At 59.9% G+C, this 12930-nt stretch carries 11 protein-coding genes; all 11 read left to right on the top strand.

Annotated elements, in window-relative coordinates; genetic code table 11:
• Positions 1–3539, top strand: a 3539-nt coding sequence (locus E6C55_RS30605; RefSeq protein ID WP_211093680.1) for a cadherin-like beta sandwich domain-containing protein, incomplete at its 5' end; no start/stop codon positions are given.
• Positions 3540–4084: 545 nt separating this feature from the next.
• Positions 4085–4456 carry an NADH-quinone oxidoreductase subunit A gene (locus E6C55_RS30600; protein ID WP_136373641.1) on the top strand — a complete coding sequence of 124 codons (372 nt, stop codon included), beginning with the start codon at positions 4085–4087 and terminating at the stop codon, positions 4454–4456.
• Positions 4441–4956 carry a NuoB/complex I 20 kDa subunit family protein gene (locus E6C55_RS30595; RefSeq protein ID WP_136373640.1) on the top strand — a complete coding sequence of 172 codons (516 nt, stop codon included), beginning with the start codon at positions 4441–4443 and terminating at the stop codon, positions 4954–4956. Before E6C55_RS30600 ends, E6C55_RS30595 begins: the two co-directional genes overlap by 16 nt.
• Entirely contained in the window at positions 4956–5915 is a 960-nt protein-coding gene (locus E6C55_RS30590; RefSeq protein ID WP_136373639.1) for an NADH-quinone oxidoreductase subunit C, read from the top strand. The genes E6C55_RS30595 and E6C55_RS30590 overlap by 1 nt, the downstream gene beginning before the upstream one ends.
• 6 nt (positions 5916–5921) lie before the next feature.
• Entirely contained in the window at positions 5922–7022 is a 1101-nt protein-coding gene (locus E6C55_RS30585; RefSeq protein ID WP_136373638.1) for an NADH-quinone oxidoreductase subunit D, read from the top strand.
• On the top strand, positions 7022–8041 hold the full coding sequence (gene nuoH / locus E6C55_RS30580; RefSeq protein ID WP_136373637.1) for an NADH-quinone oxidoreductase subunit NuoH: 1020 nt from the start codon (positions 7022–7024) through the stop codon (positions 8039–8041). The genes E6C55_RS30585 and nuoH overlap by 1 nt, the downstream gene beginning before the upstream one ends.
• 4 nt (positions 8042–8045) lie before the next feature.
• Positions 8046–8507: an NADH-quinone oxidoreductase subunit NuoI gene (nuoI, locus tag E6C55_RS30575; RefSeq protein WP_136373636.1), complete on the top strand. Its 462-nt coding sequence runs from the start codon at positions 8046–8048 to the stop codon at positions 8505–8507.
• Between the two features lie 3 nt (positions 8508–8510).
• On the top strand, positions 8511–9110 hold the full coding sequence (locus E6C55_RS30570) for an NADH-quinone oxidoreductase subunit J (protein ID WP_136373635.1): 600 nt from the start codon (positions 8511–8513) through the stop codon (positions 9108–9110).
• Positions 9107–9415 (top strand): NADH-quinone oxidoreductase subunit NuoK, encoded by a 309-nt coding sequence (gene nuoK, locus E6C55_RS30565; RefSeq protein ID WP_136373634.1) that lies wholly within the window; start codon positions 9107–9109, stop codon positions 9413–9415. Before E6C55_RS30570 ends, nuoK begins: the two co-directional genes overlap by 4 nt.
• 4 nt (positions 9416–9419) lie before the next feature.
• Entirely contained in the window at positions 9420–11318 is a 1899-nt protein-coding gene (gene nuoL, locus E6C55_RS30560; RefSeq protein WP_136373633.1) for an NADH-quinone oxidoreductase subunit L, read from the top strand.
• Positions 11318–12928, top strand: a complete 1611-nt coding sequence (locus tag E6C55_RS30555) for a complex I subunit 4 family protein (RefSeq protein WP_136373632.1) — start codon at positions 11318–11320, stop codon at positions 12926–12928. The genes nuoL and E6C55_RS30555 overlap by 1 nt, the downstream gene beginning before the upstream one ends.
• Positions 12929–12930 lie beyond the last annotated feature (2 nt).

Raw genomic sequence — 12930 nt, 5'->3', positions numbered from 1 at the left:
GAACGGATAGCTTCACGTTCACGGCGTTCGATGGAACGGACTATTCGAACGAGGCGACGGTGAGCATTCAGATTGCGCCGCCGGCCAACAACGCACCGGTAGCGGTTGGGGCTGAAGTGAATGCGGTTGAGGGCGAGAGCATCATCATCAACTTGACGGCTTCGGACGAGGACGGTGACGAGCTCGCCTATGAGATCGTTGAAGAACCGGGAAGTGGAACTCTGGTTCCGATACAGGGAGAAGCAGCTTCTTATTTATACACGGCGGCTGATGGAATCTCTGGCTGGGATAGCTTCACATTCCGAGTATTCGACGGAATTGATTATTCGGATACGGTCACAGTGAGCATTCAAATTACTCTGTCCAGCAACACGGCATTGAGCGATATTCAGATTAATGGGGTCAGCCTGGAAGGGTTCGATACCGATGAGAATCAATATTACCTCACGGTGCCGTACACAACGAGTGGGCTCGAGGTTCTCGGGATTAAGGAGGACCCCTCTGCATCCGTCTATGTATCGGGAGCGTCAGGATTCCACGTTGGCGACGATAATGTAGTCGAGATCTTGGTCACGGCTGCTAACGGAACTACTCAAGCAACTTATCGAATTACGGTAACGAGGCAAGCGGCGGACCAGGATTCGACTTTGCACGAGCTAAGTGTCGATGGTTATACTCTGAGCCCGGCGTTCAGCCCATCCATCACGGAATATGTGCTACACGTCCCGAGCAATGAGGAATCCGTAACCGTCATTTATGCGGCGGCAGCGACTGCAAGTGTGAGCATGTTCGCAGGCGGCGATACTGTTCAGGGCAACGAGGTTCCTCTTAACGCGGAAGGGGACACCGTAATCCAGATCGAGGTTGCGGCGCAGAGCGGAGGAGAACCGACCGTTTACACGATCGCTGTCTCCAAATTGCCTACAGGAGTTCTTGGATGGACGACGAAGGCGGACGGAATTGTGCAGAGTTGGGCTCTAAGCAATAGCTACTCGGGCGGGTATTATGAGGAGAAGTATTATTCCTTGTACTTGGAGTCGTTGCCAGCCGAATTGGAGATCGATCTGGACTTCGACACTTCCCTTGTTGAATCGGCAGAATTGAATTATGAATTGGATATTCTGGACGGGGAGCCAACTATCTTCACAAGCGAGGAACTTCATGTAGGGACTAATGAGGCCTATGTCTACTACGAGCTCTCGGACGGTTATTATGTCGATGTGTACTTGACCATCTACATCGGCCCACCGAGTATTGAGTTCAATAACCTCATGTTAGACGGCCAGGGAACTGTTGCAGGGCCGGCCAAGGTGTCGGAGGATGTCTATACCGCAATTGCATACACCGTCGCCGGCGACTACCTTGCGGTAAATGCAGAGTCGTCCTTCGGAGATAGCGACAACACTTACTTAAACGTGTTTGCCAACGGAGTTCAGGTTGAGCGTCCGGGAAGCGCCTATCTCGTTCCACTCGAAGCCGAGTGGAACACGATTGAGTTCGAGCTGCTGAATCCGATCACCGGGAATGTGATCCGGACGGTCGAGCTTCAGGTGTATGTCGGCCTTGGCATTCCGGAAAGTCTGAGCTTAAGCGGAATTCAGGCTTCGTACACGACGAACGAAGGAACAATTGACGTTTCGTTCGTCAATGAACAAGGGTATCCGCTGAATTGGACCGGATGGATTGCGGCATATGCGGCGGATGAACTGACATTTGCTCCTCAGCTCGAAGACGAGCAATCGACGGTCGAGGTGCTGTACGAGAGCGGGAATGGAGAGCTTCTTGCGGCGGAGGCTGCAGGAGATGGAACCTACCGGATTCCGCTTGATGCGTATTATGTAACTTTCTACGTCGTGGTAAAAGATTCGAGCGGGCATTCCGTATCGTATCAAATGAGTCTTCAACAGCAGTACGCTTATTTGACGCTTCGCTATGGAGACGAAGGATCCTACACCGGAACATATCCTTATCAAGTGGGAGCTAATTTCTTCGATGTGTGGATAGATGGTTCATCCGCATCGAACGTCAATCTGATGTACCCGTGGGACGGCTATGAAGTGTCGGTCAATGGGAGCCTGCCCGGGGAGCCATACAACTTCGCTGCGGAAGGCGAGGTGCCTGTCGGAGACAATCAATATACGGTCACCGTCTCGGATGGCGCGCATTCGGCTACGTATACGTTCCACCTTATCCGTAAAGGCCAGTGGTTCGCCAATGTGGAGGCAACTGATCTGACTCTAAGCTATGGAAACGGTCAAGTTGCTAGCGGCAGCTACGGAACGAGCTATTATTGGGGAGAATCTTGGTACTTCTACAATGTGCCTCAGGGTACGGATCAAGCAACGTTGACATTTAACCTGAGCAGCGGTTCGACCTCCAAGCTGTACGATAACAATGGCAAGCTTGTTGCAGAGGGCATCGACAGCTATGTGCTGACTCTAGACTCCGAGCCGATGAGCGAAAATATTCAACAAATTTTCAATCTGGTAACTCAGGATTCGCAAGGCAATCAATACGTTTATCCGATCTACGTCAACTTCTCCTATTCGCAGTCCGAGGAGCCCTATAACGGGCTTCCGGACGGAATCTCGTCGTGGTCGTTGACGGGGGATGACGAATTGATCGCTTCGTGGGCACAGTCCTGGAACGGAGCCTACTATTCCGAGCTTAGTTCGGATACGACTTCCTTGACCTTCGCATTGGACCTGGAAGAAGGCTACACGGTATCGCTCGCTTCGGAGACAGCCGGTTATCTGGATGCGAACCAAGATGGCAGCTACACGCTGGGACTGCAGCCCGGATACAACGAGTATATTCTGTACGTAACCGCACCAAGCGAGTACACGGAAGAGTATTATCTGTATGCCATCGTCGGCAGCACCGTTCCCGATCTGGTGGCCAGCTACAGCACAGACGAGGGACCGGATTCGTCGGACATTGACACCAACACGTATATGTATTGGAGAGCACTGCCGGACGCAACGGACGATACCATCGTTCTCACAGCAACGAACTTCGACACGGGCCGGGTGTACTTGGAAGAACTGTATGACGATTTTGACTATCAGACGGTAACTCCTGCCAGCGAGAACTCATATTCGCTCCAGCTTGATCGCAACATTAACAGGTACACTTTGTACATGTCCGATGCAGCCGGAAGATACATGTCTCCGTTCATTACGTTTTTCTATAAGATGTATCAACTGGTGAGTCCGCAATTCGGTCAAGGTGAAGGCATTCAACTGTCGTCGTACGATCCGGGTACCCGTTCCTGGACAGCTACGCTCGATCCGTCCAACGTACAGGGTGAATACCATCTTAGTCTTAATGCAACGGACGTCAGCTATTATACGGTCTATGCCACTCTTGTCGACGCAAGCGATTCGAATGTAATTACCGACGAATCGGGCGGTACGTACACGCTGGACCTCAGCTCGTTCGGGAGCGGCGACTCCATTACCCTAAAGGTCCAATTCTCTTATGCGTATAGTCCTCTTGAGGAATACTACATTACGCTGAATTTCAGCGCTACTGCCTAACGATTTGAGCAGCCGCTTGTCATACCGGGATTCTCCTGGTTGACAAGCGGTTTTTCTCCATGTGAAGCCGGTGGTGACGTTAAAGCCGATGACTACCGGGTTTTATGTGAAAATTCATATTGGAGCGGCGCGATAACGGGGGGATTGAACGATTTTATGCGAAAAATCACATTCATAGGGGCCGTTCTGCCTCGAACGATCCGTATGTATGCGAAAAATCATATAAAACGCCTCGATTCTTCCGAATTAAAGCCTGCGAATGTGAAAAACCACATAAAATCGCACGAGTCGTCGAGTCGGGAGAGACAAGTAGCCTGGTTGAGAAGAAAGGAGTCCCGAATGGAAACGGAGAGGCCGTCTCATCGCCGAGAAGCGGAGAACGCGTCATCGGAGAATGGAGAGGTTGTCTTATCTGCACGCATATTGTCGAAGTTTGTAAACGCTTTATTTTTCGTGGACGGCACTTGGACCGTTTGGTATAATTTGTGGAGGCAAAAGCACCCGTATCTGCAGTCTCTTCATTCCAATTCGCCGGAGGCGATGATGTGGAGAAGTATGCGAATCAGTATGTGATTGTCACCGTCTTCCTGGTGCTCGGCATCGCGTTCCCGATTGTCGTGCTGCAGATTGGCAAGCTGCTCAGGCCGAGCAAGCCGAACGCCGAGAAGGAAACCACCTATGAGAGCGGCAACGAGCCGGTCGGAGACAGCCAGATTCGTTTTAACGTCAGATACTACCTGTATGCATTGATGTTCGTCGTGTTCGATGTGGAGACTGTGTTCCTGTATCCCTGGGCCGTTGCGTATAAGCAACTCGGCCTATTTGCGTTGTTCGAGATGGTTGTGTTCGTCGGCTTGCTTCTTGTCGGTCTTCTCTACGCCTGGAGGAAGAAGGTGTTCCAATGGAATTCGATCTAGCGAGAATCTCGCCGGAGGACGTGCAGGAGCTGGAGCGGAATGTGTTCGTCGGCAGCATCGAGACGCTGAAGGGGTGGGTGCGCAGCAATTCGCTGTGGCCGCTTACGTTCGGGCTGGCCTGCTGCGCGATTGAGATGATGGCGGCGGGAGCGCCGCATTACGATCTCGACCGGTTCGGGGTCATGTTCCGCACGTCGCCGCGCCAGGCCGACGTCATGATCGTGTCCGGCACGGTCACGAAGAAGATGGCGCCGCTGCTGCGGCGGCTGTATGACCAGATGCCGGAGCCGAAGTGGGTGATTGCGATGGGCTCCTGCGCGACGGCCGGCGGGCCGTATGTGAAGTCGTACTCCGTCGTCAAGGGAGTCGACCAGGTCGTTCCCGTCGACGTGTATATTCCCGGCTGCCCGCCGAACCCGGCGGCGCTGATCTATGGCATCAACAAGCTCCAGGAGAAAATCCGCTATGAGGCGAAGACCGGGAAGCGGGTGACGGGCTGATGAGCGAGGAAGAGAAGCAAGAAGGAGCGCGGCCGGAAGGTGCGAGAGCAGAGGGAGCGCAGCCGGAAGGTGTGAGAGCGGAGGGAGCGCAACCGGAAGGTGTGAGAGCGGAGGGAGCGCGGCCGAAGGCGGAGGAGAAGAAGCAGACGGAGGGGAGCCCGGCGGAAGCCGAGGCCCCCGTCCGCCGCAAGGAGACGGACGAGGAGAAGGCGGCGCGCCGCAAGGCCGCGTTCGAGGCGCGGGAAGCGGCGAAGGCCGCGGCAGCGATGGCCGCCGCCCAGGCGGCTAAAGAGGCAGCCAATGCCGCGGCATCGGCGCCTGCCGCCGCCCATTCGGCCGCCCCCGGCGCCGCCTCCGCGGACGGCCAAGCACCGCCCGGTGCGCCCGGCGCCGCATCGCCCGGCGCTGCCGCAGGCGCCGCCCCCGGCTCTTCGCGCCCCGGCGTCGCCGCCGATGCCGCGCCCCCGCCTCCTCCGCCGTCGCCGAACCGGCCGCGGCTCGACCGCGCCGTCCAACTGCTGCGCGAGCTGGTCGCGGAGGACGCCGTCGAGGAGGCGGAGATCAACGAGCCGAACGACCATCTGCCGACGATCGTCGTGAAGAACGAGCGGTGGTCGGAGGCGGCGCGGCTGTTCCGCAGCCACCCGGAGCTGAACACGAACTACCTGCGCAATGTGTCCGGCGTCGACCACGAGACGCATATGGAGGTGGTCTACCACCTGCTGAGCCTGGACAGCGGCCACGGCTATGCGCTCAAGGTGCGAACCGACCGGGACACGCCGCAAGTCGCTTCCGCCACTCCCGTCTGGCAGACCGCCAACTGGAATGAGCGCGAGATTTACGATCTTCTTGGGATTGATTTTCCCGGGCACCCCGACTTGAGACGCATCATGATGCCGGACGACTGGGTCGGACACCCGCTTCGCAAAGATTACGCGCCCTTGGATTCGGAGGTGTAGCAATCCGTGATTCGGACCGAGGAACTGCTTCTGAACGTAGGCCCCCAGCATCCGAGCACCCATGGCGTCTTCCGCATCATCGTCAAGCTGGACGGAGAGATCATCACCGAGGCAACCCCGGTCATGGGGTATCTGCACCGCGGCACCGAGAAGCTCGCCGAGAACCTGAACTTCACCCAGATTATTCCTTACACCGATCGCATGGACTACGTGTCCGCGATGACGAACAATTACGTGCTCGTACATGCCGTCGAGAAAATGATGGGGCTGGAGGTGCCCGAGAGGGCCGAATTCCTCCGCCTGATCGTGATGGAGCTGCAGCGGGTGGCGAGCCATATGGTGTGGTGGGGGACGTACCTGCTCGACATCGGGGCGCTCAGCCCGTTCCTCTACGCCTTCAGCGACCGGGAGCGGATTCTCCAGTTGTTCAACGAGCTGTGCGGCGCGCGCCTCACGTACAACTACATGCGCGTCGGCGGCGTGAAGTGGGACGCGCCGGAGGGCTGGATCGACCGCGTGAAGCAATTCGTTCGCGACATGAAGACGAAGCTGCTGGAGTACGACGATCTGGCGAGCGGCAACGAGATCCTCCTGTCGCGGATTAAGGGAGTCGGCACGTACGATGCGCAGACGGCGATCGACTACGGCTTGTCCGGGGCGAACCTGCGCTCGACGGGCGTGAAGTGGGACCTGCGCAAGAACGAGCCGTACAGCCTGTACAGCCGCTTCGAGTTCGACGTGCCGGTCGGCAAGAACGGCGACTGCTACGACCGCTATCTCGTCCGGATGGAGGAGATGAGGCAGAGCCTGCGCATTCTGGAGCAAGCGCTGGAGCAGTTCCCGGAAGGCGGCGAGACGATGGGCAAGGTGCCGCGCGTCATCCGGCCTCCGGTCGGCGAGATCTACGTGCGGATCGAGTCCCCGCGGGGCGAGATCGGCTGCTACATCGTGTCCAAGGGCAAGGCCGAGCCGTTCCGCCTGAAGTTCCGCCGGCCGAGCTTCGTGAACCTGCAGATTCTTCCGAAGCTGCTCGTCGGGGAGAGCATGACGAACCTCGTCACCATTCTCGGGGGCATCGACATCGTGCTCGGGGAGGTGGACTGCTGATGCAGAAGTTCTGGAACGATCCCGTCACCTGGGGCCATGCCGGCCTCTATCTGCTCGGCGCGATCGCCGTGCTCGCGGTCGTCATCGTCTTCGTTACCTACGCGATCTACTTCGAGCGCAAGGTCATCGGCTGGATGCAATACCGCCGGGGGCCGAACCGGACCGGGCCGCTCGGCCTGCTGCAGACGGTAGCGGACGTCGCGAAGCTGCTGATGAAGGAGGACACGATTCCGGCCAAGGCGGACAAGGCGCTGTTTATTCTCGCTCCCGTGCTTGCGTTTGTGCCGTCTTTTCTCGTGCTGGCCATTATCCCTTACGGGCTTAACCTGCAATTCGCCGACCTGAACGTCGGCTTCCTCTATTACGTGGCGCTGTCCGGAATTACGACGATTGCGATCGTGCTCGGGGGATGGTCCTCCAACAACAAATACGCGCTTCTCGGGGGCATGAGGTCGGCTGCGCAGATGATCAGCTACGAGGTGCCGCTCGTCATGTCGGTCGTCGGCATCGCGATGATGACGGAGAGCCTGAATCTGAGGGAGATTGTCATCTATCAGGAAGGCTGGTTCTGGCATTGGAACTTCCTGCCGCAGATCGTCGGCTTCGCCGTGTTCGTCGTGGCCGCGATCTCCGAGCTGAACCGGACCCCGTTCGACCTGCCGGAAGCGGAATCGGAACTGGTCGCGGGCTACCACGTCGAGTACAGCGGCTTCCGCTTCGCGTTCTTCATGCTGACCGAATACATCTACGTGTACGCGATCGCCTGCCTGGCGACGATTCTGTTCCTCGGCGGGTGGAATGCTCCGGCACCGCAGCTCGACTTCATTCCCGGCCTTGTCTGGTTCGCGCTCAAGTTCGCCTGTATCGTGTTCTTCCTGTTCTGGATTCGCGCAACCCTCCCCCGTCTCCGCATCGACCAACTGATGGGGCTGGCGTGGAAGGTGCTTCTTCCTCTGGCGATCCTGAATATTTTCCTGACGGCGGTTGGCATTGAATGGTGGGGCAAAGGAGGCGGATGAGCGTATGGCGATAAGAGGAACGGGGATTGTCAAGGGGCTGAAGGTGACGCTGCGGACGCTCGGGGCGAAGAAGGTCACGATGAAGTATCCCGACGTGCCGATAACGATGCCGGACCGGTTCCGCGGGGTGCAATACTTCGAGCCGGACAAGTGCATCGTGTGCAACCAGTGCGCCCGCATCTGCCCGACCGACTGCATCACGCTGACGGGCAAGCCGAATCCGGACCCGGAGAAGAAGGGCAAGGTCATCGACACGTTCGACCTGAACTTCGAGATCTGCATCCTGTGCGACCTGTGCACGGAGGTGTGCCCGACCGAGGCGATCGTCATGACGAACAACTTCGAGCTGGCCGCCTACAGCCGGGACGATCTGTTCAAGGACCGCGACTGGCTGTACGAGAACAACCGGAATATTCGCGAGGACAACAACAACATCGGAGCTCCCCAGAGAGGGGGCGCCAAATAAGCCGTGTTCAACAACGTTAACATCGAGTTCACCGGGGAATTCTTCGCCTTCTTCCTGCTGGCCGTGTGCGCGATCGTCGGCGCCGTGCTGGCGATCAACTTCGCGAAGGTTGTCCATATGGCGGTCTCGCTGGCGTTCACGTTCGTCTCGCTGGCCGGCTTGTACGTGCTGCTGCAGGCCGAGTTCGTCGCATTCGTGCAGGTGCTGCTCTACGTCGGGGCGGTCACGATTCTGATGATCTTCGGCATCATGATGACGAAGCATCAGAGCGAAGGGAGCGAGACGGGAAGACCGCTGCTCGAGACGCTGGCCGCCATCGGCTGCCTGTGCCTGTTCGGCATTCTGTTCTACGCGATCCGCAGCGCCTCGTTCCCCGTGCCGACGGGCGAGCTTCCGGCGGACAACACGATGGCGATCGGCAAGCTTCTCTACTCGTCGTACGCGATCCCGTTCGAGCTGGTGTCCGTGCTGCTGACCGTCGCCTTCATCGGCGCGGTGGCGCTGGCGAAGCGGGAGCCGGAAGGCGGGAATGGCGAAGGGGCCGAACCTGCTGCGGAAAATAAACCTGCACCCCTGTCCGGAGAGGAGGGGAAGACGCCATGACGATGCTTGGGTCGTATCTGACGCTGGCCGCCGTGCTCTTCTGCCTTGGCTTGTACGGTGTGCTCACGAAGCGGAACGCGATTATCGTGCTGCTCTCCATCGAGCTGATGCTCAGCGCCGTCAACCTGAACCTGGTCGCCTTCGCCAAGTACGGGATCAATGCGTCGTTGCGCGGCCAGGTGTTCTCGCTCTTCACGATGACGGTCGCGGCCGCGGAAGCCGCCGTCGGCATCGCCGTGCTTATCTCTCTGTACCGCCGCCGGGCGACGGTGAATGTCGACGAGTTCAACGAGCTGAGGAGGTAGCGGTATGGACATTGTTTTCTCGCAGGTTGCCTGGCTTGCCCCGCTGTTCCCGCTCACGGCGTTCGCCGTCCTGACCGCGATGGGCCGGGGACTCGGCAAGGCCGGCGCAATCGTCGCGACGGCGGCATCGCTGCTCTCGTTCGTGCTCGCTCTATTGATCGCCGCCGAGAGACTCGGAGATTCGGCGGAGGATTACACCGGAAGGATCGAGTGGCTCAGAGCGGGAGGCGTCGTGCTGCACGCGGGGTACGAGGTGACGAACCTGACGGCGCTTATGCTCGTGATCGTCACGCTCGTTGCGCTGCTCGTGAACGTCTATTCGCTCTCCTACATGAAGGACGACGAGAGAATCTCCGTCTTCTTCGCCTACGTCGCGCTGTTCACCGCCTCGATGCTCGGGCTGGTGCTGGCCGACAACCTGCTCACGCTGTACGTCTGCTGGGAGCTCGTCGGGGTGTGCTCGTTCCTGCTTATCGGCTTCTGGTTCCGCAAGCCGGAGGCGCGGGCGGCCGCGAAGAAGGCGTTCGTCGTGACGCGGATCGGCGACCTCGGCCTGCTTATCGCGATTCTGCTGCTCTACTGGAACATGCCGAACCACGCGCTCGATTATACGAGCTTGTACAATGTCTTCCACTCGCAGAGCGAAGCGCTCTCGGACTCGCTTACGACGCTGATCGCGCTGCTTATCTTCCTCGGCGCCGTCGGCAAGTCGGGCCAATTCCCGCTGCACGTCTGGCTGCCAGACGCGATGGAGGGGCCGACGCCGATCAGCGCCCTGATCCACGCGGCGACGATGGTGGCGGCCGGCGTCTATCTGGTGGCGCGGACGTTCGACGTCTTCGAGGCTTCGCCGAATGCGCTGACGGTCGTCGCGCTCGTCGGGGCGTTCACGGCGATCTTCGCCGCAGCGATCGGCCTCGCGCAGAACGACATCAAGCGGGTGCTGGCGTACTCGACGGTCAGCCAGCTCGGCTACATGATGCTGGCGCTCGGCTCCGGAGCGGCGGCTGCGGCGATGTTCCACCTGTTCACGCACGCGTTCTTCAAGGCGCTCCTGTTCCTGGCGGCGGGCAGCGTCATTCATGCCGTACATACGCAAGACATCCGCGAGATGGGCGGCCTCGGCCGTCGAATGAAGCTGACGGCCTGGACGTTCGGCATCGGGGCGCTTGCGCTCTCGGGCGTGCCGCCGCTGTCCGGCTTCTGGTCGAAGGACGCGGTGCTCGCCGCCGCGCTGGAGAAGAGCCCATGGCTGTTCGCCGTCGCGGTCGTCACGGCTTTGTTCACGGCGCTCTACATGGCGAGGCTGTTCTTCCTCGTCTTCACGGGCTCGTCGCGGGGCGAGGCGGTCGTCTATGTCCACGCGAAGGAGTCGCCGGCGGCGATGACCGTGCCGCTCGTTATTCTGGCCGTCCTGACCGTCGCCGCCGGCTTCGTCTGGACGCCGTGGAACGAATGGCTGCCGGGCTGGCTTGCAGGTTCGGGAGCGGGTGAGGAGGAAGCGGGGGCGGGAGGCTGGAACGGCGTTGTCGTCGCCGCTTCGGTGGCCGCTTCGCTGCTGGGTCTGCTGCTGGGCTGGCTGGTCTACGGCAGGAAGGGAGCGGCTGTGTCGGCGGCCGCGGCGAAGGCGCCGGGGCTGGTCCGAATCCTTGAGCGCAAGTTCTATATCGACGAGCTGTACGACATCGCGTTCGTACGTCCGCTTGCCGTGCTGGGCCGCGCTCTTCACGTCTTCGACGAGGTGGTCGTGGACGGGGCCGTGCGCCTTGTCGGCCGCTCCGTTCAGGCAGCGGGCAAGCTGAACACGAGGCTGCTGAGCGGTCAATTGCAAACCTATGGCCTGGCCGCGCTGGCAGGCGCCGTCATTCTGATTGTGGCCATCGCCGGAAGGAGGTTCTGGTGATGCTGGACGATCTTCCGATCTTATCGATGATTGCTTTCCTGCCGCTCGTCGGGGCGCTTGTCCTGCTGCTTGTCCCTCAGGGGCGGGCTCGGCTGATTCGCGGGATGGCGCTTGCGTTCACCTTCGCTCCGCTGCTCGCCGCAGTGGCGCTGTACATCGCCTATGAGCCGCTGCTCGGCGGAGAAGCGTTCGCGGAGAAGCTGACCTGGCTGTCCGTTCCTCTGAACATGGAAGCGGGGCTCTCCGCCAATGGGGCAACCTCCTACCGGCTGCTCTTCGATTACCGGATGGGCGTCGACGGCATCTCGCTCCCGCTTGTGCTGCTGACGGGAGTCGTCGCTTCGATGGCTGCGCTCGCCTCCGTTCAGATCCGCAAGCGATGGAAGCTGTATTACGTCCTGTTCCTGCTGCTGCAGACGGGCATGTACGGGGTGTTCCTCGCGCGGGACCTGACCGTATTCTTTATCTTCTTCGAGATGACGCTGATTCCGATGTTCTTCCTCATCGGAATCTGGGGCTACTTCAGCCGGGAGAATGCCGCCAAGCGGTTCCTTGTCTACAACGGGCTCGGCTCGGCGGTTATGCTGCTGGCGTTCCTGATGCTGATCGCGACGGCGGGCTTCAGCATCGAGCAGACGGCTTCCGGCGCGGCGCTGAGCTTCAGCGGAAGCTATGACGTGCTGGCGGCGAATCTGGCGGACCCGAACGCGGCGGCGAACCTGAACGGCTCCATGTTCCTGTCGGATTCGCTGAAGGGGGCGGCCTTCGCTCTGCTTGTCGTCGCCTTCGGCATCAAGCTTCCGCTCTTCCCGTTCCACACGTGGATGCTGAAGGTCCACACCGAGGCGGCGCCTCCGGTCGTTATGATCCATTCCGGCATCCTGCTCAAGATGGGGGCGTACGGGCTGCTCCGCTTCGGGGCGTTCCTGCTGCCCGACCAGCTTCGGGCATGGGCGCCGGCGCTGGCCGCGCTGGGCGTCGTCAATATCGTGTACGGAGCCGTGCTCGCCTGCGTCCAGAAGGAATTCAAGCTGATGCTCGCCTACTCGAGCATCAGCCATATGGGCATCGTGCTGCTCGGGATCGCCGCGCTGAACGAGACGGGCTTCGAGGGGGCGATCTACCAGAGCGTCTCGCACGGCCTGATCTCCGCGCTGCTGTTCCTGATCGTCGGGACTTTGTACGAGCGAACCGGGACGACCCGAATCGACGAGCTCGGCGGGCTCGCGAGCGCGCTGCCGTTCACGTCGGGCATTCTGCTGACGGCGGGGCTCGCCTCGCTCGGGCTTCCGGGCCTGTCCGGGTTCGTCGGAGAGTTCCTGAGCTTCCTCGGGCTGTTCGACTCGTATCCGTGGCTGGTCGCAGTCGGCGTTCTCGGGCTGCTGTTCTCGGCGGTCTACGTCCTTCGCGGCGTGCTCGGCATGACGTACGGGGCGTTGCCGGACCGCTTCGCGGGTCTGCGGGACGTCCGCTTCGTCGAGGCGCTGCCGATGATTGCGCTGACGGCGCTGATCGTGCTGCTCGGCGTGTATCCGTCGCTCCTGACGGACGCGATGGCGCACGGCTTCGACGGCGCGCTTAAACTCCTTCAGTCTGCGGCCGGGAGGTGAGA

The organism is Cohnella fermenti, from assembly GCF_004801405.1.
GTDB lineage: Bacteria > Bacillota > Bacilli > Paenibacillales > Paenibacillaceae > Cohnella > Cohnella fermenti.
This window is presented reverse-complemented; position numbering and strand designations above follow the sequence as displayed.

What these genes read in the sequence shown, in the direction of transcription:
- E6C55_RS30595 (WP_136373640.1), top strand. Translation starts at nt 4,441, where the DNA reads ATGGAATTCGATCTAGCGAGAATCTCGCCGGAGGACGTGCAGGAGCTG.
- E6C55_RS30590 (WP_136373639.1), top strand. Translation starts at nt 4,956, where the DNA reads ATGAGCGAGGAAGAGAAGCAAGAAGGAGCGCGGCCGGAAGGTGCGAGA.
- nuoH (WP_136373637.1), top strand. Translation starts at nt 7,022, where the DNA reads ATGCAGAAGTTCTGGAACGATCCCGTCACCTGGGGCCATGCCGGCCTC.
- nuoI (WP_136373636.1), top strand. Translation starts at nt 8,046, where the DNA reads ATGGCGATAAGAGGAACGGGGATTGTCAAGGGGCTGAAGGTGACGCTG.
- nuoK (WP_136373634.1), top strand. Translation starts at nt 9,107, where the DNA reads ATGACGATGCTTGGGTCGTATCTGACGCTGGCCGCCGTGCTCTTCTGC.
- nuoL (WP_136373633.1), top strand. Translation starts at nt 9,420, where the DNA reads ATGGACATTGTTTTCTCGCAGGTTGCCTGGCTTGCCCCGCTGTTCCCG.
- E6C55_RS30555 (WP_136373632.1), top strand. Translation starts at nt 11,318, where the DNA reads ATGCTGGACGATCTTCCGATCTTATCGATGATTGCTTTCCTGCCGCTC.